This window comes from Bacillota bacterium, assembly GCA_012837335.1.
Taxonomy (GTDB): Bacteria; Bacillota; Limnochordia; order Darwinibacteriales; family DTU012; genus DTU012.
In genome coordinates this window covers 1-20,045 of sequence record DURM01000002.1, presented here as the reverse complement: position 1 = coordinate 20,045, position 20,045 = coordinate 1, and the positions used below count along the sequence as shown (strand labels likewise).

20 protein-coding genes and 1 tRNA gene are annotated in these 20,045 nt (G+C 46.1%); 11 read left to right on the top strand and 10 right to left on the bottom strand.

Annotated elements, in window-relative coordinates:
- The first annotated feature begins 54 nt into the window (after positions 1-54).
- Both GX019_00130 and GX019_00125 read left to right on the top strand, forming a co-directional pair.
- On the top strand, positions 55-912 hold the full coding sequence (locus tag GX019_00130) for a prenyltransferase (GenBank protein ID HHT35567.1): 858 nt from the start codon (positions 55-57) through the stop codon (positions 910-912).
- Positions 913-965: 53 nt separating this feature from the next.
- Positions 966-1,802: a DegV family protein gene (locus tag GX019_00125; protein HHT35566.1), complete on the top strand. Its 837-nt coding sequence runs from the start codon at positions 966-968 to the stop codon at positions 1,800-1,802.
- Positions 1,803-1,821: 19 nt separating this feature from the next.
- Here the strand turns inward: GX019_00125 and GX019_00120 are convergent, their stop codons facing one another.
- The 5 genes from GX019_00120 to GX019_00100 all read right to left on the bottom strand — a co-directional run bounded on the left by GX019_00120 (position 1,822) and on the right by GX019_00100 (position 6,863).
- Positions 1,822-4,350 carry an AAA family ATPase gene (locus tag GX019_00120; GenBank protein ID HHT35565.1) on the bottom strand — a complete coding sequence of 843 codons (2,529 nt, stop codon included), beginning with the start codon at positions 4,348-4,350 and terminating at the stop codon, positions 1,822-1,824.
- Positions 4,347-5,558, bottom strand: a complete 1,212-nt coding sequence (locus GX019_00115; protein HHT35564.1) for a DNA repair exonuclease — start codon at positions 5,556-5,558, stop codon at positions 4,347-4,349. Before GX019_00115 ends, GX019_00120 begins: the two co-directional genes overlap by 4 nt.
- Positions 5,559-5,683: 125 nt before the next feature.
- Positions 5,684-5,759: transfer RNA gene (locus GX019_00110), tRNA-Met, on the bottom strand.
- A gap of 53 nt (positions 5,760-5,812) precedes the next feature.
- Positions 5,813-6,130 (bottom strand): thioredoxin, encoded by a 318-nt coding sequence (gene trxA / locus GX019_00105; GenBank protein HHT35563.1) that lies wholly within the window; start codon positions 6,128-6,130, stop codon positions 5,813-5,815.
- A gap of 76 nt (positions 6,131-6,206) precedes the next feature.
- Positions 6,207-6,863, bottom strand: a complete 657-nt coding sequence (locus GX019_00100) for an O-methyltransferase (protein ID HHT35562.1) — start codon at positions 6,861-6,863, stop codon at positions 6,207-6,209.
- Positions 6,864-7,073: 210 nt separating this feature from the next.
- Here GX019_00100 and GX019_00095 point away from each other — a divergent pair, with 210 nt between their 5' ends.
- The 5 genes from GX019_00095 (at position 7,074) to GX019_00075 (ending at position 11,634) form a co-directional block, all read left to right on the top strand.
- On the top strand, positions 7,074-8,219 hold the full coding sequence (locus GX019_00095; protein HHT35561.1) for an ABC transporter substrate-binding protein: 1,146 nt from the start codon (positions 7,074-7,076) through the stop codon (positions 8,217-8,219).
- Positions 8,220-8,283: 64 nt separating this feature from the next.
- Positions 8,284-9,171 (top strand): branched-chain amino acid ABC transporter permease, encoded by an 888-nt coding sequence (locus GX019_00090; protein ID HHT35560.1) that lies wholly within the window; start codon positions 8,284-8,286, stop codon positions 9,169-9,171.
- A gap of 9 nt (positions 9,172-9,180) precedes the next feature.
- Entirely contained in the window at positions 9,181-10,161 is a 981-nt protein-coding gene (locus tag GX019_00085; protein HHT35559.1) for a branched-chain amino acid ABC transporter permease, read from the top strand.
- Positions 10,151-10,924: an ABC transporter ATP-binding protein gene (locus GX019_00080; GenBank protein HHT35558.1), complete on the top strand. Its 774-nt coding sequence runs from the start codon at positions 10,151-10,153 to the stop codon at positions 10,922-10,924. Before GX019_00085 ends, GX019_00080 begins: the two co-directional genes overlap by 11 nt.
- Before the next feature lie 5 nt (positions 10,925-10,929).
- Entirely contained in the window at positions 10,930-11,634 is a 705-nt protein-coding gene (locus GX019_00075; GenBank protein ID HHT35557.1) for an ABC transporter ATP-binding protein, read from the top strand.
- Between the two features lie 48 nt (positions 11,635-11,682).
- On the opposite strand, the gene GX019_00070 is transcribed toward GX019_00075, so the two are convergent.
- Entirely contained in the window at positions 11,683-12,357 is a 675-nt protein-coding gene (locus GX019_00070) for a 3'-5' exonuclease (GenBank protein ID HHT35556.1), read from the bottom strand.
- Positions 12,358-12,454: 97 nt separating this feature from the next.
- Between GX019_00070 and GX019_00065 the strand changes: the two genes are divergently transcribed.
- Positions 12,455-13,495: a DUF2600 family protein gene (locus GX019_00065; protein ID HHT35555.1), complete on the top strand. Its 1,041-nt coding sequence runs from the start codon at positions 12,455-12,457 to the stop codon at positions 13,493-13,495.
- On the opposite strand, the gene GX019_00060 is transcribed toward GX019_00065, so the two are convergent.
- Both GX019_00060 and GX019_00055 read right to left on the bottom strand, forming a co-directional pair.
- The gene (locus GX019_00060; GenBank protein ID HHT35554.1) at positions 13,492-14,436 is read right to left on the bottom strand and encodes a polyprenyl synthetase family protein; all 945 of its coding nucleotides are present in this window, start codon (positions 14,434-14,436) and stop codon (positions 13,492-13,494) included. The two genes, GX019_00065 and GX019_00060, sit on opposite strands and share 4 nt — an antisense overlap.
- Positions 14,437-14,456: 20 nt before the next feature.
- Positions 14,457-15,743 carry a DUF438 domain-containing protein gene (locus GX019_00055; GenBank protein ID HHT35553.1) on the bottom strand — a complete coding sequence of 429 codons (1,287 nt, stop codon included), beginning with the start codon at positions 15,741-15,743 and terminating at the stop codon, positions 14,457-14,459.
- Positions 15,744-15,927: 184 nt separating this feature from the next.
- Between GX019_00055 and GX019_00050 the strand changes: the two genes are divergently transcribed.
- Positions 15,928-16,212, top strand: coding sequence for a hypothetical protein (locus GX019_00050; protein HHT35552.1), 285 nt, complete (start codon positions 15,928-15,930; stop codon positions 16,210-16,212).
- 13 nt (positions 16,213-16,225) lie between these two features.
- Positions 16,226-16,711 carry a spore coat protein gene (locus GX019_00045; GenBank protein ID HHT35551.1) on the top strand — a complete coding sequence of 162 codons (486 nt, stop codon included), beginning with the start codon at positions 16,226-16,228 and terminating at the stop codon, positions 16,709-16,711.
- 55 nt (positions 16,712-16,766) lie between these two features.
- On the opposite strand, the gene tkt is transcribed toward GX019_00045, so the two are convergent.
- Positions 16,767-18,728 carry a transketolase gene (gene tkt, locus GX019_00040; GenBank protein HHT35550.1) on the bottom strand — a complete coding sequence of 654 codons (1,962 nt, stop codon included), beginning with the start codon at positions 18,726-18,728 and terminating at the stop codon, positions 16,767-16,769.
- A gap of 119 nt (positions 18,729-18,847) precedes the next feature.
- Positions 18,848-19,429 carry a phosphate propanoyltransferase gene (locus GX019_00035; GenBank protein HHT35549.1) on the bottom strand — a complete coding sequence of 194 codons (582 nt, stop codon included), beginning with the start codon at positions 19,427-19,429 and terminating at the stop codon, positions 18,848-18,850.
- A 148-nt stretch (positions 19,430-19,577) separates the two neighbouring features.
- On the opposite strand from GX019_00035, the gene GX019_00030 reads away from it, so the two are divergent.
- Entirely contained in the window at positions 19,578-19,997 is a 420-nt protein-coding gene (locus tag GX019_00030) for a hypothetical protein (GenBank protein ID HHT35548.1), read from the top strand.
- Positions 19,998-20,045 lie beyond the last annotated feature (48 nt).

Sequence of the window (20,045 nt, the reverse complement as noted above, 5' to 3'; positions counted from 1 at the left end):
GGGGTCCGGTAAAAATCCAAGCAATGGGCAAAATAAGTGTAGAGGTGAAAACACTTGTTAAAATGGTGGCTCAGTCTGCGTCCGTTCAGCTTCACTGCGTCTGTGATTCCCATGTTTCTAGGCTTGGCCGCTGCTGCGCGGATAACATCAATCGATCGTGTCGGCGCAGTCCTCGCATTAGTGACCGGACTTACCCTCCACATTGTGGCAAATCTATTTAACAGCTACTTCGACTGGAAACTCGGTCACGACAAACCCGGTGATCCCCAGGTAATTCCCCTCCTTCTCGATCCTAAGTTAGGTGACAAGGCGCTTTTGCGGTATGGAGTTGCATTCCTTATTCTCGGCACATTCTTAACTGCTGTACTTGGCATTCTGTACAATTTAACCGTACTCATAATTTCTCTATTTGGACTTTTTAACGCTTATTTCTACACCGCGCCACCAATCAACTATAAAAAAAGAGGTCTGGCTCTGCCGTCCGTTTTTATCTCCATGGGAATCCTCATGCCGCTTAACACGTACTTTGTTCAAACCGTGGATTTGACTTTAGACATCCTGCTCTGCCCCATTCCCCTGGCTTTTTTGGTTACTGCTATTCTGCAGAGCAATGAACTTCGAGATTATGGATCAGATCTTAGACACGGCATCAATTCTCTGACTGCAGTCTACGGCATTAAAGTAGGAATTAAGGTCTATCAGCTGATGATTACCATACCCTATCTACTTGTTCCGATTTTGATCGCAAGCAGTCTTGTCTCCTGGTGGGCGGCAGCTGTTTTTGCTACCTTACCTTATGCGCTGAGCCTAATTGGACGAGCTGATCGTCATTATTTCTCCGGTCTAGATTCCTCGTCAGCAAAGCTTCACGCCATGTTTGGACTTCTTTACGCCTCCAGTTATTTTATGTGATTGCAAGGAATATGGGGTTTAAACACGAATTATGATCTTAAGGAGGTGAATTTGTGTCTAAAATACAACTAATAGCTGATACAGGATGCGACTTACCTGATGAACTAATCGAGAAGTACAATATCCATTTAATACCAGTCAACGTCCATTTTGGCGAGCGAATATACCAAGACCGCATGGAGCTGAGCGCTGAACAGTTTTATCAATTGATGAAAACTGCTCCTGCGCCACCTACAACCAGTCAGATTAATCCGGATCAGTACCTCCAGGCATTCAAACAGTATACCGATCAAGATGTGGACATACTTGTAATCGGTTTATCGCTTAAATTAACCGGTTCTCTGCAAAGTGCTCAGATTGCCAAAGACATGCTTGGAAATGATAGGATTCACATCTTTGACTCAAAATCTGCTTCGCTTGGCGAAGGGCTGTATGTGCTGCGGGCTGCGGAATACATTGCCGAAGGTTTATCTGTAGAAGAAATCCTGGCTGAACTCAGGGAATATCAGCAGAAAGCCCACGGTTTAATTGTATTAGCATCGTTAAAACATGTACTTAGAACCGGCAGGCTGAGCCGACCAGAGGCAGCACTCGGTTCCATGTTGAATATAAAGCCGATTCTCGGACTAATCGACGGTGAAGTCCTAGCAACTGAGAAAGTCCGCTCTTTTAAAAGAGCACTATCTGTGATTATTCAGCGTTTTGAAGAACTGGAAATTGATTTCTCAAACAGCACCTTAGCGGTTGCTCATGCAAATTCCCACCGCATGGCAGAAGATTTTGCTGCTGAAGTAGAAGCGCGGCTGAAACCAAAAAGACTAATTGTCAATACAGCCGGAGCTGCAATCGGTGCTCATGTTGGTCAAGGCGGACTAGGTTTGTTCTATTAGCAGAAAAGCTAACCAGCGTTTAACTCGCTGAGTTAGCTCTTTGACTTAAATAGCGGATCTGATTGGGTTCAAATAGATCTGCAATTGTTTGATGACAGGTGAGCAGCACAATCTGGTGCTCCTTCCCGAGCTCTTTCATTAACTTAACCGTCCTCAGTAAGCGGGGACGGTCAAAGTTGACGAGAATGTCATCCGCAAAGATCGGCAGTTTAACCCGCTCATGAGCAATCTGTTTAGCGAGGGCAAATCTAAGCGCCAAGTAGAGCTGCTCAACCGTGCCTCGACTTAATTGATCAGGAGATAAAATTTCTCCCTCTGCTGTCTCAATCTTTAATTCCCGCATTCCCAGGGGAGCATACACGCGGGTGTACCGGTTGTTAGTAATCGCAGAGAAATATCTGCTGGCTCTCTGCAGAACCTGAGGCTGCCGTTCCCGTTCATATTTGCGGCTGACCTCATCGATCACCCATTGGCAGGTTTTTAAACTCCCCCATCTTCCCGCCAGCTTGCTGGCTTTGGCCTGAAGTAGTGCTTTTTCCAGCTGATACTCCTCTTGTTTCTGACTCTGCTCCAGCGTTTCTTTTTGATTGGTCAATCTGCCAAGCTCGTGCTGCAGTTCATTGAGCTTTTCTTCTAAACTGTTAACCTCGCCATTCAATACGTCATATTGACTGACAAGAGCTGCTTTGTCTAATTCCTTAAATAGAGCCGCTGCTTCGCTGTATTTAGAACCAAAATAGGTCTGGAGAACCGCCTCTAATCTGGCTATTTTTTCAGCTAAAGTCTCCCGCTCAGACTGAACGCGATACATCATGGTAATCTTGTCGTGATCAGTAGTTCCACAGGCTTGATAAATAGTGTCCAATTCCTGCTCCCAATGATTCTGTTCTTCCAACAGCCGAGGCAGCACAGCGGTTGCCTCAAGAAATGCCTCTGCATCCGTTAACCTTAACCCGGACGGCAGCTGGTACTGCTCTTTAAGCTCGCTAAACCTCTGAATCAGCTCGTGCTCTTCTCTGCGCTTGTCCTCAAGATTGTTCCTATACACGGCTGCTCTGGCTCTCAGCTGCCTGAGATTCTGCTCAAGCCGTTCTTTTTCCTTCACCAGCGCTTCTTCCCGCTCCAACACCTGCTCAAAGGTGAGCAGTTCTCGATCCAAATCCTGGATACCAAGCTTAAGCGCCAAATCCCGAATAGTCCTTCCTCGCTTGCCTACCGCTTTAGATCTGCTGTACTGGACCGAACCTAGGACAAAGACCAATAGTAAAAAAGTACCAGCAGCGATCCAAACACCGAAATCGTGGTTAGATGAATAAAACACCAGTGCGGCCGCCAACCAGCCAACAAGTCCTGCGGCTAAAACAAGGGTGGTAATGATATTTGTGGGCTGGTCCTGCTTAATAACCAGAGATTTTAACTGTTCAAACAGCTGTTTTCTGGATGCATAATCATATTCATCTCCAGCAGCGATTTTAGCTTCGTTGTCTATGCCGGCTATCTGCTGCTCAAGGTCACTGCATTCGATTTCAGCTTGAGCACAGCGCTCATCTGTCACTTTGATCTGAAGTTCAAAGTCAGTATGCTGTTCTTTAAGAAGAGTTAACTCCGATTGCAGTCGCTCATAAACAGCGGTATTAACCGTGGATAAATCAAGCTCAAACCCGAGTTTTACAGCTGCTTTGTAACAAGCTTGGGAAATTCGCTCAAGCTCCGCACTGGCCTTTTCAATTCTCTCGAGCCCATTAAGCGGAAGGTTATGCTCCGGAAGCTGGTCAAGTCTCTGCTGTGTAACAACCAAATCCTGCCATATCGGCCATACTTCCAGCATAATCTCTATCCGCCTGGATTCCTTGTTTTTCTCATTAAGCGTTAAGCGAACAGCGTCAACCTCTCTCCTGACTGTTTCAATTTGCTTGATGACCCTAAAGTACTCTCCGGTAACATGCTCTACTTCTCGCTGTTTTACAGTTATCTCCCGCAGCTGTTCCAGCACTCGATTTAACTCAGGCTTGCGCCCCCTCGGTTTGTATATGCTGTCCATCTCGCTGACAAGTCGGCTGTTAACATCCGCTAGCGATATGCTGCTCCCCAACCCGATGCTGTATAAAAGCGTGTTTAATTCCTGGTTATCAATAAGCTTTAACTGGTTGAGCTCCGTTAGACCAAAAGCATAAACCGACTCAAAAACCGATTGAGAAATCCCGCCTAAAAGTTCATCGAGATAAGCTTCGGGAAGTGACAAACCGCTGTCAAGATTCTCTATAGCTAAAGTCCCGCTGGAGCGCCGAGCTTGGGTTCTAGTAATCAAATAGCGGTGCTGGTCTGTCGCCACACAGAGAGATCCACCGTGGATACCTCCCCTTAAAGGCTCATAGCGCTGAATGGAACTCCTTTGATAAAACCCGTATAGGCAGCTGCGGATAAAGTTTAAGAGTGTACTTTTACCAGAGCCATTTAAACCATAAATTACTGTTAAATCCGGTTCTAGGTCGATGGTTAAATCGTGAAGTACGCCAAAACCATCGATCCTAATCTGCTCCAGTTTCATTTCCGCTCACCCCCACTCAAGAGCTCAACAGCGATCAATTTTGCATTCCGCAGCAGTTCCCGCACATCATGCTCCATCAGCAGTTCATGCAGCTCTGAAACTGCAGCTGTTTCTGCGTAAGTTTCCGGATTCGCTTCCAGCTCTTCAATATACGCAATCACTTCAGCCAAGAAATCACCCTGGCGGCGCAGACTGTTCCAGTCAATTTCGGGAAGAACCTGGTCATCTATTCCAGTCACCCAAACAAAATTGTCCTGCTCTTCACCATCCCGCAGCTCCATTAGCAAATCACTAATTGTGCCAGGCTGTTTTAAGAGATGGTAACAGCTGCTTGCACCAGTAAGGGTCAGATTGAGCATCGTTCCCACTGAAAAGCCAGCTCTCTGATCTTCTTTTGCCTGCTGAAGGGTCGAATAAAGCTGCTTAGGAGCAACCTCGGTCAAATCCAGCTCAATTGTCTGCCAAATAATGTCCTGAACTGAAATGAACTGAGAATTCTTGATTCCTCTGCTGTCAACCTCAACGATCCAGCACCCTTTTTGTCCTGTTTCGCCGCTGTGTCTGCCCTGAAGAACACCGGGATACCGGATCTGGCACCCATTACTCCACTCCGCGGCAGTGTGGACATGGCCAATTGCCCAGTAATCATACCCGCTGCTTTGGAGACTTGCAAGTGAAGCAGGAGCATACCCAAATTCCTTTCCACCCACTTCACAGTGGAGAATGGCAATATTGAAAGAGCTGGAATCAGGACGCGGAAACAATGGCGTTAAGTCTCCGACATGCTGCTGTGCATAACTAATTCCAGTGATTGTTACCTGAAGTGAATTATATGTACGCTCAATTACATCAGCCTGTTCGGAACCGAACATAATTAAGTTTTTTGGAAGTTTAAAGACCAAGTTTTTCACCAACCCGGCATCGTGATTGCCGGTAACCATAAAGACGTCAATATTTGCAGTCTGGAGGCGGGCAAGCTGCTCAACAAAAAACTTTTGCGTGCGCAGGCTGGGACGATTTGTTTCGAAGACATCTCCGGCAAGGAGCAAAAAATCTACATCCGATTCCAGACAGTAATCAGTTAGGTTTTTAAACGCACGCAAACTGGCGTCCATCACCCTTTGTTTTAAGTCAGGATTAATTTCCTCCACTCCTGCAAATTGACAGCCTAAGTGCAGATCTGCTGCGTGAACAAATCGAAAGCCCATATTTGCGAAGCCTCCTAACTTCCTTTGCCTATCATTTCGCACTGTCCGAATATGATTCCTGCTGAAATAACATACAAAAACCCTGTATAAGCGTTTACTAGCTTATACAGGGTTCGGTTGATAAATGGTTGCGGGGGCCGGATTCGAACCGACAACCTTCGGGTTATGAGCCCGACGAGCTACCAGCTGCTCCACCCCGCGATGTTCATTCTCATTATACGCTATTTTAGTGAGTCTGTCAAATGATCCGTGTTTTAGACGAATTGGTCGATCTTTTCAGTGATCATCTGCTTTGGAACTGCGCCAACGATTTGATCCACGACTTCTCCATCTTTAAAGATGAGCATTGTTGGAATACTCATTATGCCATATTTCATTGCAACTTGAGGATTATCATCGACGTTCAGTTTGCCAATCTTAGCCTTGCCTTGATACTCCTCAGCAATTTCTTCAATAATTGGACCAACCATACGGCAGGGACCACACCAAGGTGCCCAAAAATCTACCAAAACTACACCTTTATTTTGTTCAACTTCCTCAATAAAAGTACTGTCAGTCAAAGTTACTGTCATTAGATGAGCCTCCTTATTAAGACTAATTCTCATTTCAGTTTAAATTATATACCCCTCGAGGGTATATGTCAAGGGTTTAATCAAAAATTCTATCCGTAACTTTTCGGGCAATGGTTAAACCGTGACCAATGGGCAGGATACAGCTTTCCAATAAAGGATGCTCACTAACCAAATGGTTAAACTTGTCGATTACCCGCTGACTGTTGCGATTGCGCTCAGGTAATTCCATTGCCGGGAAAAGGGTATCATCTGCGATAAGCAGCCCCCCTACATTCAGCAGTTCCACAAGCTTGTCCAGCGTTGGTGCATAGGTCTGCTTGCCGGAATCCTGAAAGATCAAGTCGTATGTATCATCCAATTTCTCCACTACTTCTACTGCATCACCGACCATGATAGAAATCCGCTCAGTTACGCCCCAATCCTCAAAGTTCATTTTGGCTTCGGCGGCAAAAACTGGACTGCGTTCAACGGTGGTAATCAGCGCCTGCTCAGCCGCTTCTGCAATAATCAGCGTTGACACTCCAATACCGGTGCCAAGCTCTAATACTCTGCGAGGCCTGATCAGCTGAACTATCAACTGCAGCAGGCAGGCGGTATCTTGCTGGATACACGGCAGAATATCGGAGCGCGCTGCAGCGTTCTGACGCAGTTTATCTAATTCTAGATTGGACAGAATGTTAAATCTGCTGGTATAGCGGTTGATGTGTTCTGGGGTAAGTGTCGATATTGTCATCATAGTTCCTCCATCAAGACTCCTATGAAGATACAATTAAACACTGATCAATAATATCCTTTTCATATGTTTAGGTTTCCATTTTATCCAAGCTTTATAATTTATTTACGATAATTATACTTTTTAAAGGAGGACTATTCTGTTATTCGTAGAATCATTGATAAAAATTGCGGAATATAATTCAATAATGAAAGAAAGGTGGTAGTAACAATGAAGAATTCAAACTCAACAACGCGCAGGATGGTGATGGTACTCCTTGTAATGCTGATTTTCGGACTTTTCTCGGTGTCAGCTCAGGCTCAGGAAATCAAGATCGGACTGATTTCAAGCCTTACCGGTCCAGTATCAACCTATGGACAGTCGGTGCGCAATGCTGTGGAAATGGGAGTAGAGGAAATTAACAATGCAGGTGGAATTAATGGACAAAAGATCGCTTTAGTCATCAGCGATGATAAAGGCGATGCAACGGAAGCAGCGAACATCGCGCGGTACCTAATCGACCGCGAGCAGGTTGCGCTGATTATCGGCCCAGTTATTACACCTTGTGTAATGTCGGTAGCCCCCATTGCCCAAGAGGCTGGCGTGCCCTTGATGACCCCAACTGGAACTGGTGACAGCATTACGGCTATCGGCGACTATATCTTCCGGGCAGCCTATAAAGATTCGCTTCAAGGTAAAGTAATGGCTCGGTTTGCCGCGGAGAACCTCGGACTAAAGCGGGTTGCGATCATGTATGATATTGCCAACGACTACTCTGTTGGTTTGATGAACGCCTTCAAAAATGCCTTTGAAGAACTAGGTGGCACGATTGTCTCTACCCAATCTTACACTACCGGAGACAGAGATTTCAGTGCTCAGCTGACTTCAATTCTTTTGGCCAATCCTGAGGGTCTTTACATCCCAGATTATCATTCAGCAGTGGGACCGATTCTCCTGCAAGCAAACCAATTTGGAATCAATGCTGTCAAGCTCGGTGTAGACGGTTGGGATTCGCCTGACTTAAAAACTCTGTCCGCTGGAAACCATGAAGGCGGATACTATGTAAACCACTACTCCGTCTTGGATACAAGAGAAGCTACAGTCGAATTCACCAAAAAGTATACCGAAAAATTCGGTCAGGAACCGGATGCGCTGGCGGCCCTCGGGTATGACGCTGTGCTGATCGTAAAAGCAGCTCTCGAGCAAGCTGGCAGCACAGATCCTGTAGCAATTAAAGATGCTATGGGCTCCGTGAAGAATGTGGTTGCTGCTACCGCAACCATTGACATGGATCCGGAAGGAACTCCTTATAAGCCGATTGTTGTACTCCAGATTCAAGACGGCATACCGATTGTTGTTGACCGCGTATATCCGTAGTTAGTCTGGCTTGGGTTGTACTTAATGGTACAACCCACCGTTATTTTTTTGATGAGGTGATCACATGCAGTGGCAGATTCTAGTAGCGCAGCTGATTAATGGAATTGCTTTAGGCAGCACATACGCCCTGATTGCCCTTGGCTACACGATGGTGTACGGCATCATCCGCCTGATTAACTTTGCCCATGGCGATATTTTTATGTTAGGAGCATACTTTGGATTAATTGCAATCTCAACTTTTAAACTTCCCTTAGTACCGGCAATGCTTTTATCGATGCTTGCCGCTGCAGTTGTGGGCATTGTTTTAGACCGCGTAGCTTACCGGCCTCTGCGCCAATCGCCGCGGATTACTGTCTTAATTACAGCTATTGGGGCCTCGCTGTTGATTCAAAGTTTATCCCAGTTGATTTTCGGAGCTGATTTTCGCTCCTACCCCGCTACCGCGATTCCGATTAAAATTATCCGGTTAGGTTCGGTGATTATCACCAACCGGCAGATCATCATTTTTGGCACTGCAATTGTTCTAATGATCCTGCTGCACTTAATTGTGAACTACACTAAGTTTGGCAAAGCGATGCGAGCGGTATCGATGGACAAAGAGGCCGCTCAGCTGATGGGCATCAATGTTGACCGAATTATAGCTCTTACTTTTGCGATCGGATCGGCACTGGCTGCCGCAGCAGGGATTTTGGTGGGAATTCTCTATAACAGTGTGGACCCCTACATGGGTACGCTGCCGGGCTTAAAAGCCTTCGTGGCTGCAGTCTTAGGAGGAATTGGCATCATTCCCGGAGCTGTAATTGGAGGTTTCTTAATGGGGATTGCAGAAAACTTAGTTGTAGCTTTTGGTTCATCCACCTACCGCGATGCAGTCGCGTTTGCAATTTTAATCCTAATTCTCCTGATAAAACCCAGCGGTTTATTAGGAAAACGTGTCCATGAGAAAGTGTAGGTGTTTTAATTGGGTAAACGGAATCTCATATCAGTTGGTATTCTAGCAGGTATCTATTTAATCGTACAGCTTTTGGTCAGCCGAGGCGTACTGCTTGCCTACGACTTGCAGATCCTCGGACTGGTCTGCATCAACATCATGCTGGCCGTTAGTTTAAACCTGATTAACGGTTTCACCGGGCAGTTCTCGATCGGGCACGCCGGTTTTTTTGGTATCGGTGCTTATGCTTCAGCTTACTTGACTGTTGTTCATGATATGCCATTTCTACTGGCCTTAATAATTGGCGGACTTTTCGCTGCCTTAATCGGAATCTGTATCGGTCTGCCTACCTTAAGACTTGAGGGCGACTATTTGGCTATTGCAACTCTCGGGTTTGGTGAGATTATCAGGGTTGTGATCCTCAATATTCCCGCGGTGGGTGGAGCTAGAGGTTTCTCCGGCATCAGCCGGTCAACCACTTTTGGCACAGCCTACGTGTTTATGATTTTAACGGTCATTATCCTCAAAAACTTTATTTCCAGTAAACACGGCAGAGCGTGCATAGCTATCCGGGAAGATGAACTCGCCAGTGAAACGCTCGGAATAAACACCACTTTTTATAAAGTAGCAGCTTTTACCATTGGTGCTTTTTTTGCCGGTTTAGCCGGCGGACTATACAGCCACTTTATGGGTTATATTAATCCGGCTGCCAACCAAATCGGCTTTATGAAGTCTATCGATATCTTAATTATGGTCGTTTTAGGTGGTTTGGGAAGCATCACCGGTTCTATCGCTGCTGCGATTTTCTTGACCTTGATTCCGGAGTTTTTGCGGAGCTTGGCTGAATACCGAATGGTTGTCTATCCGATTATTCTAATCCTAATTATGCTCTTCCGCCCCAGCGGTCTATTAGGCGGAAAAGAGTTATCGTGGGATGTGCTGAGTTCTTTCTACCGGCGGGTAACCGGTAAAGCGCAGAAGCAGCAAGGAGTGAGCACCAATGGATCCTAACCCATTATTAAGTGTCAGCAATCTTTCAGTCAACTTTGGCGGCCTCCGGGCGCTGTCAAACATTAATTTGACCATCAAACATGGAGATCTCGTCGGACTTATTGGTCCAAACGGCGCGGGCAAAACCACTTTCTTTAATACTCTTACCGGTTTATGCAAACCCAGCACCGGACAAATTATGTTTGCCGGGTTTGATTTAACCAATAAAGCAGCCTCTAACATCAGCCGTCAGGGTATCGCCAGAACATTTCAGAATATCCGCCTGTTTAAGTCCCTAACAGTGCTGGAAAATCTAATGGTTGCCTGCCATCAAAATATCAACTACTCATTTTTAACAGGAGTTTTGAAATCAAAGAAGTATCGGCTTGAGGAAGAAGCAGGGCTGGAAGAAGCAAAAAGAATCTTGGAAATAGTTGGCTTGAGCCATCATGCCCATGAGCTTTCGGTCAATCTGCCCTACGGCGATCAGCGCAAACTGGAAATTGCCAGGGCTTTGGTTACCAAACCAAAGCTGCTGCTTCTTGATGAACCTGCAGCAGGAATGAACCCAGCTGAGACTCAGGAACTGCTCAGTCTAATCCGCTATCTGCGGTCAGATTTGGGCATTACCATCTTACTGATTGAGCATGATATGAACTTAGTGATGAACTTATGCGAACACATATTTGTACTAGATTACGGCATGCTCATTGCAGAAGGAACAGCAGCAGAAATCCGCTCAAACGAGCAGGTAATTCAGGCGTATTTGGGGGCTGATGTTTAATGGAAATATTAAAAGTGACAGATCTAGACGTACACTATGGCGGTATTCATGCCCTTAAACAGGTTAACTTTTCAATCCGAGCCGGCGAAATTGTTACCCTAATTGGTGCTAACGGTGCAGGTAAATCAACAACATTGAGAGCGATTTCCGGTCTGGTACCAAAATCGGGAGGAACAATTGAGTTTGATGGCAGTGACATCACTAAGCTGCCTGCGCATAAAATTGCAGCCCTAAAGCTCACTCACGTGCCAGAAGGAAGACGGGTTTTTCCACAGTTGTCGGTTGAGGTAAACCTCGAGCTGGGGGCTTACCTGCGCCGCGACAAACCCAAGATTACAGAAGACCTGCAGAAAGTCTATGAGCTGTTCCCACGCCTGTGGGAGCGTAGAAAACAGCTGGCAGGAAGCCTCAGCGGCGGCGAACAGCAGATGCTTGCCATGGGGCGGGGTTTAATGAGTGATCCGAAATTGCTGCTTCTTGATGAGCCTTCAATGGGACTCGCTCCCCTGCTGGTTAGAGAGATATTTAATATCATTGAGGAGATCAACCGCCGCGGTACAACCATACTCCTAGTTGAGCAAAATGCAAACATGGCACTGGCAGTGGCTCACCGGGCTTATGTGCTGGAAACAGGAATTATCAAACTGAGCGGTACCGCTGAGGAGCTGCTCCAAGACGATCGAGTCAAAACGGCCTATTTAGGCGGCTAGAAAACCATTTGCAAAAACCCAAGGACTTGGATTCCTTGGGTTTTTCACTTATACTACTAAGCGCTCGCTGCAGCCGGATCCTTTAACACAAACCAGCTCTCTTTTTCCCCCTGATTCAATTAGCTGCATAGCTGATCCGCACCGGGGACAGCCATGGGTCATAGCCCGGGGATATGTATAGGGCAATTGGCCTTTTGCATATTTCTCTAAATGGCGATACACCTGCACTAACAGCAGCACGTCATCTTTAGCGCGGTGCGAATTGGCAAAATCCCGATCTAAATGAAAATGATACATTAAATTCTTAAGCTTATGGGATCCTTCCCCTTTAGGATAAATACAGAGTTTAGGAAAAAGGCGCATGCTGATACCCAGGGTATCGATTCCTCCTGACGGGAGCGGCTGACAGTGGTTGCGTTCAAACATGGCTGCCAGAAATCGCCGGTCAAAAGACAGATTATGGGCCACCAGTACCCCATCTCCGATAAAATCGCGAATGTTTTTAGCTATTTGACTCTCAGTTGGCGCGTCGGCTACATCGGCGTTAGTAATGCCAGTCAGATTAGTGATAAACCCAGGGATCTGCCGCTCTGGATTGATAAATGTGTGGTACTCCTCCACATCACCTTCATAGGCAACTTTTAACATATATATTTCGATGATGCGATCGCGCTTAGAGCTTAATCCGGTTGTTTCAACGTCAAGAAAAATTAGACTCTTCATGGCTACCTCCTTTCCTGTCTTATTCTCGCTCTCCCCTGTTATTCCTGCGTGATATCTTACCTGAAATTTGGCAGAATAAAGACAAAGGAGGTTGAGTATGAGTCCTGTTATCAAGCCACTGCTTTTGCTAGAATACACTGCCAAGTTTCCTGCGGTAAAAAAGCTTCTCCAAAACTGGTGGCGGGTATCTGCTGAACTACCACCGCAACTTCGCGAGCAGGCTCAAGCAAGTATTCGCACCAAAGCCTTTCACTGCATAGGCGGAGCTATTTATGCCCTTTATCCCGGTGTAAACCAGGAAGTAATGCTGAAAGCGATAGTTGCGCTGCAGACAATCAGTGATTACTTGGACAACCTGTGCGACCGGATGCAGATCAATGACGATCGGGCTTTTCGCCAGCTGCACCTAAGTTTTCTAGACGCCCTTGATCTCAGTCGACCTCTTCATGACTATTACCAGTTCTACCCATACCGGGAGTCAGTTTATCTCAATAAGCTGGTGGAGACCTGCCGGTGTCAAATTAGACTGATGCCCTTTTATCAAGAATATCAAACCGAGATCAACTGCCTAGCTGAGTACTACTGTGAGCTGCAGGTATTAAAGCATCTGACTCCATCAGGCGAGCACCGCTTGAAAAACTGGATTGCCCACAAGTTTATGCAGACCAATACTGATCTGGCGTGGAATGAATGGGCCGCTGCAACCGGTTCTACGCTGGGGATTTTTTTCTGTTTTGCAGCTAGTTTCCAGCAGTACTCCCATGAAACAAAAACGAGGATGCATCAGGCTTATTTTCCCTGGATCCAAAGCCTCCACATCCTCCTCGATTATTTTATTGACCGAAGTGAAGATCGCGTTAATCACGATCTTAATTTTACTTTTTATCACCACAATCATCAGCATGCTGCTCAGCGAATCGCTTATATCTATCAAAAAAGCCGCGAAATGATCAGCCAGCTGCCCCATAGGAATTTTCATCAACTAATTTTAGACGGATTAATCGCTATGTATGGTTCTGACCCCAAGCTGAGAGAGCAGAAGCTGGATGGTGCCTACCTAAACATGTTAGATACCCCCACTCCCTATGTCATGCTTAAGCTCTGTCGCATTTTAAGGGCTGTTAGCCTGCTGTCCTAATGCTGGCGGGTACCGATAAACTCAGCCAATTCTAGGAGCTTAGTGCGGGCCGGATGGTCCGGGAAAGACAGCAGAATTGCCTGAGCTTGGCGGATATAAAAATCGGTATCTCTTTGAATCTCTTGAAAGATTCCGTGCTGCTCTAACAGCTTGCGTGCTTCCGTGAAGCTCAATTCCTGGTGCCAGTTCGCAGGAATCACACCCGACTCTACCCCCCTGATAATCGGCAGCGTCCAAATTCCCTGCTGAAAATCATTGCCTGGTGTCTTGCCTGTAGTTTTTGGTTCCGCTGTATAATCTAACAAATCGTCAGTAAGCTGGTACGCATAGCCGAGGGCTAGACCAAACTTACTGAGCAGTTCTACTTCCCTAAGCTCTGCTGTTCTTGCTGCTACCGCTCCCACTCGGCAGGCACCTTCGATAAAACACGCTGTTTTCTGGTAAATATACTGCCAGTAATCAGCTTCCTTGACCACCGGATCCATCAACTGCTGGATTTCGCCGATACACATTTGGCTGATCACATCTGTCATTACCGCCAGCACCTGTCTGGGCTCGCTGTTGGTAAATAAGTTAAAAGCTCGAGCAAATAAGAAGTCTCCCGCTAGCACTGCTGCTTCCACACCGAACTGCTTCTGAACAGTAAAAGCATCCCGCCTTAAATCCGATCGATCGATAATGTCGTCATGGATCAGCGATGCCATATGGATTAGTTCGATCCCGGCAGCTGCATCCAGCAGCGCGGCTTCACTCTCTCCACCGCACAGCTGAAACACAAGACTAGCCAAGGTTGGTCTGATCATTTTACCGCTGGTCTGCTGGATATAGGCCAGAATCTTTTGGATACTGCCTTCACTGGTTAATACCTCTTTAATCCTTGCTGTGACTAAGTCTATAAACGACGCTGTAACTGCTGCTGTGATACCTGCTCCATATTCCATTCAGAGCTTAAGCTCCTTCCTTACTTGGTCATCTGTGAGTCGTCAAGGCGTTTTTCGCCCTCTAACGCTCTTAACGGCGCGATATTCTGTGTTACTTCTAGTGTACCCATATACTCATTGTTATCATCGTAAACTGCAAAATACTGAATGTAGATGAACATACCCCGGGACTGAATCCAAAAATCAGCGTGACTGCGCTTGTGAGTCTTGAAGTCATCCACAATTTTATTGACGATATGCACGCTTGCCGGTGGGTGGCAGTTCTGCACATCCCTTCCGATTACCGCAGGAGTCCGGTCAAAGATCCGCTCTCTGCCTTGGGAGAAATAGCGCACCCGATCATCTTTGTCAACAAAAGTGATGTCAACGGGCAGAGTGTTGAAGATTCGGCTGATCTCATCCAGAGATAGATATCCTGATGCGAATTTCAGCAGGCCTTCCGGAACATTACCTTCCCAGTCATGCTGTGTCGGGGCTTCTGTATCTACAGGGTCCAGATCCATCGGAATTTCTTCAGGCTTAATAATAGTGTAACCGATTTCCTGCTCCTGAGCTGAGATTTCCTGCCATTCCTGAGCGGTTAGAGTCTCTAAGCACATCGGAAACAGGATATTTTCTTCTTTATAGATCATTTCTTTAATCGCATTGTGGCAGGGATTGACGATATCTGCAATCTGCCTAGTCAGCTGTTTATCAGCAATCGGATTTGTTTCAGTGATGATCTTGTCAATCTCTTTCAACTGAGCGCGGATCTCATCATGAATTCCCCACATTACAGAAGGCGGACCGGTAATCCCATTTTTCTCCAAGTACGGGAAAAGAATGTTTTCCTTGCGGCGGTAATGCTTATCCAGCTCCATCAACTGCTGGTGATATGTATCCCACTGCTCCATTTGAGAGCTGATATCGCTTCCCACGGCGGCATCAGTAATTTGATCTAGGAGTTGTTCTACCTTCGCCAGAACTTCATTAACTGCCTTGTTCTCTTGCTTGAAAACATTTACAGGGTGAATCTTAGTTTCGGGTAAAGCTTGAGTCTGTTCAACAGCTGCTTCCAGCTGGCGATCAAGGGCCTCGCGGAAAACAGCTACGTGCACATCACAAAGCGCTTGAATCTCTTCTGCAGGCATTCCCTCGTTAATCAGTGCCTGCTCCATTTCAGAAATCTCAGTTGGTGACACAACTTCTCCTAAAAGCTCTTTAAAGCGCTGTTTTAACTCTTCCACATCTGCGCCAGCGTGAAGATCTCTGATGATATCTTTAAGTTTCTCCTGCCTTTTTTGGCGGTTGTTAATCAGCTCACTCATGAAATTACCTCCAATTCAATTTAAAACAATTTATTAGTTATCCACTAAGTTATTCTTTGTTAGCCATCAGATTTCCTTCTCCTGCCAAAATTTTTATTTATAGTATGCCATTAACTCGGAGCGCTTATAAAAAACAGATTACAGGAAAAGCTAATTACACAGCGATGACTTTAGGAGGGAAGCTATGTACAACCAATATCAAAGCGGATATCGCATGAACGAACCACCTGAAATAATTACCAACAAAGATCTCCTCTATCTGCAGGATGCTCTATCCTGGGAGCTTCTGGCAAGCAAAAAAGCTCATCATTATGCAACGGAGTGCCAGGACCCCCAAATCCGGCAGCAGTTAGAGCATCTTGCCAACGTGCATCACCAGCACTATCAAACACTGCTGCGTCACCTTGAGCCCCAAGCACAGCAGCAGAATCTAACTCAATACAATCAGCATAACCAATTCCGCAATTAAAGGAGGTTCAGTAATGTTCAATCAAAATCAGCGCGGTCATGGTACCCAAAATTTCCAGTCTGGCTACCAGCAGTCCAATTATGGACAGCAGAGTTACCAGAGCTTTCAGCAGCAGGCTAGCCCGACAAAAATAAAGAATCCACAAACCGGTCAGATGGCTAAAGTTAAAGGACCGGAGATGAACGACCGCGATCGGCTCAACGATATGCTGGCTACCGAAAAGTACTTAACAGATAACTACAATATCTTTGCCCGTGAAGCCAGCTATGCCGATCTGCACCACGATGTATGCCAGATCTTAAATCAAACGCACCAGGAAGCCCGCGGTCTGTTTAACTTTATGTTTACCAAAGGCTGGTACTCGCTGCAAGCTGAGTCAACCCAGCAGGTGGCACAAGTCCAACAGCAGTTCAGCAACTACCAAACCCAATTCGCCCATAACCAGCATGTTGCCAGCACTCAGTCCAGTACCCAAAACTATCAGAATCAAATGTTTTAGATTAAAAACGAAACCCTTCTGCGCAATAAACAGAAGGGTTTCATTAAATATGCAATTAATCATTAAGCAGCTTCTTGGCTTCATCCGCGAGATTATCAGGGGTAAAGCCAAAGTATTTGCCAACATCGGCAGCTTTGCCACTGCGGCCAAATCTATCCAACGAGAATACTCTCATTTTGGCACCGGGGCAAAGGCTGTACCAGCCGCTGCCTACACCTACCTCAACTGCAAGGACAGGTGTGGAAGTCGGGATAACCTGATCCCGGTAAGTCTGATCTTGAGCTAGATACTTCTCACGGCACGGAATCGATACAACCCGGACTCCATACCCTTCTTCCTCCAGAAGCTTAGCTGTTTCTAATGCCAGACTGACTTCACTTCCGGCAGCTGCGATAGTTAAATCTAATTCTTTTTGCTCTTTGTAGAGAATATAGCCGCCTTTGTCCATACTCGCGCCATCGTGCTTCGGCATTACCGGCAGGGCCTGCCGAGTTAAGATCATTGCGCTTGGACCATCAAGCCGCTTCAGGGCTTGAATCCATGCGTGAGCAGTCTCTTCCGGATCTGCTGGACGGAATACCCGTAGATTAGGAATTAACCGCAGCGATTCAGTGTGCTCAACAGGCTGATGAGTCGGTCCATCTTCTCCAACATAGATCGAATCGTGAGTAAGAACATAGATTACCGGCTGACCCATCATTGCAGCTAAACGTATTGATGGACGCATGTAATCAGAGAACACCAGGAAGGTTCCGCCAAAAATCCTGAATCCGCCAGTGAGGCTGATGCCGTTCATGATAGCACCCATGGCGTGCTCTCTTACACCAAAGTTAAAGTTACGGCCTGAAAAATCACCAGCTTTAATATTACCGCCATCATTGATATGGGTATTATTCGATGGTGCAAGGTCTGCAGAACCGCCAACTAAATAGGGAATTGCTTGTGCTAATGCGTTGATTGTTTTTCCGCTGGCAGCGCGGGTAGCAAGCTTCTCCCCTACTTCAAACTTAGGAACAATGTCTTCTAGATTGTCCGGCAGTTCATTATTGAAAGCTTGATCCCACTCTTTGGCTAGATCAGGATGGTTCTCTCTCCACTCATTAAACAACTGATTCCATTCCTGCTCAAGCTTTCTGCCTTTTTCGATAACTGCTTCCCGCATCTCGGCAGCTTCTTCAGAAACATAAAAATCAGCTTCAGGTAGGCCGAGAGCTTTTTTCATAGCGATGATCTCGTCTTTTCCTAATGGAGCTCCATGAATTCCAGCTGTACCTGCTTTATTAGGCGAACCTTTTCCAATCTGAGTTTCAGCAATGATCAGACTGGGGCGTTCTTTCTCCAGTTTAGCTTTTTCAATAGCTTGTCTGAGCTGGTCAACATCATGCCCGTTAATCTCCTGGACATGCCAGCCGTAGGCTAAGTAGCGGTCTTTAACAGACTCGCTGAAGGCCAGATCGGTGCTGCCTTCAATCGTAATGCGGTTAGAGTCATAGATAACAATCAATTTGTCAAGCTTAAGGTGCCCGGCCAAAGAGGATGCTTCGGAAGTAATTCCCTCCATCATGCAGCCGTCACCACAGAGAACATAAGTATAAAAATCCACAATCGGATAACCGGGTCGATTGTATCTTTCAGCCAGCATCCGCTCGGCAATTGCCATTCCAACAGCGTTGGATAACCCCTGTCCCAGCGGTCCTGTAGTAGTTTCTACGCCGACTGTGTCACCGTACTCCGGATGGCCTGGTGTCTGGGAATCAAGCTGGCGAAACTGCTTTAATTCTTCAAGCGGTAGATCATATCCGCTTAAGTGCAGTAAGGAATATAAAAACATCGAGCCATGTCCTGCAGATAATACGAACCGATCGCGGTTAGGCCATTTCGGATTCTGCGGACTATGGCGCATGGTGTCAAAATATAGAACTGAGCCGATTTCTGCACAGCCCAGCGGCAGACCAGGGTGTCCGGAACCAGCCTTTTCAACGCCGTCAGCTGACAATCCGCGAATAATATTGGCCATGTGTGTTAAGTTCATAAACAATCACCCCTTACTCATTTTGGAAGCCAAATACAATATTAACGAAATCATGCAGGAATCCTGCATGATTTCACAACTGCTTAACCTAATTTTAGATTAGTTTATTTGTAAACCTCCACAATAGCGCCATTGCCGAGACCAGCAGCGTTTGCTTCGTCAGTATCAATATGCATTTCGAGAACAAAATCATCTCTGACTCGAACTAGAACATTAGTGAAGATAACGCCGCGCTCGCCACCTGCCTTAACGCTAACAATATCCTTGTCTTTAACACCAAATTCTTCTGCATCCTTTGGGCTCATGTGAATATGGCGCAGAGCAATGATCACGCCTTCTTTAATGTGAATCGAACCTTTTGGACCAACTAAAGTAATTCCCTCTGAGTTTTCCAGAGATCCAGAATCACGAACAGGCGGTCTTAAGCCGAGAGCAAACGCATCTGTCCGTGAAATCTCAACTTGAGTTTGGGAACGCACCGGCCCTAAGACCCGAACGTTCTGAATCGCATTTTTCGGTGTTACAATTGTCAATTTTTCATCAGCTGCGAACTGTCCAGTTTGGGATAAATCTTTGATCGGTGTCAGCTCGTAACCTGGGCCAAACAGTGTTTCTAAATCCTCAGCGCTGAGATGAATATGTCTGTTGGAAACACCAACAGGAACTTTTCCGATTAACTGATTCAAAATTAATTCCTCCTTGTATTCCTACATCTTGTAACATTCTTCACATATTATCTACGACAGATTGTCAAAAATTCCTGCATCGATTATGCTGGGCGTCAGCATGAACAGCGATATATGTGAGATAATATGACTGAGGAGGTTAGCTGTAATGTCACAGTTGGGCGCAGTTTTTGACGATTATCAATCCCTGCAGGATGCGGTTGGTAGATTATTGGAATTTGGCGTCTCCGATGATCAGATCCAGATAATGCGGAGAGGAGATAATCCCATCTCTATCTTCCCTGACGACTATGATCCATTTGGCGGGTACCGGTTCACGGGAACGCCGGTTGCTGTCATGGCCGCAGCTGGAGAAAACTTGACCGGCAACTCAGCGACGGTGGATATCAGTCTCAGTATGCTGCCGGATCTGTTAGCAGAAGCCGCAAAACAGGAAGAAGAATCTGACAAGCGGCATGCTAGTTATCTTTTGGTTGTAGAGTCTGACAGCCCTGACATAAGACGCATTTTAGCAGAAACAGGTTCCGAAGTAGTGAATGTAGATGACCCTTTCCAGACAAATTCTTAAAAAAGTTAAAAAACCCTTGACATTGCTGGCCTGATCAGGTAAAGTCTG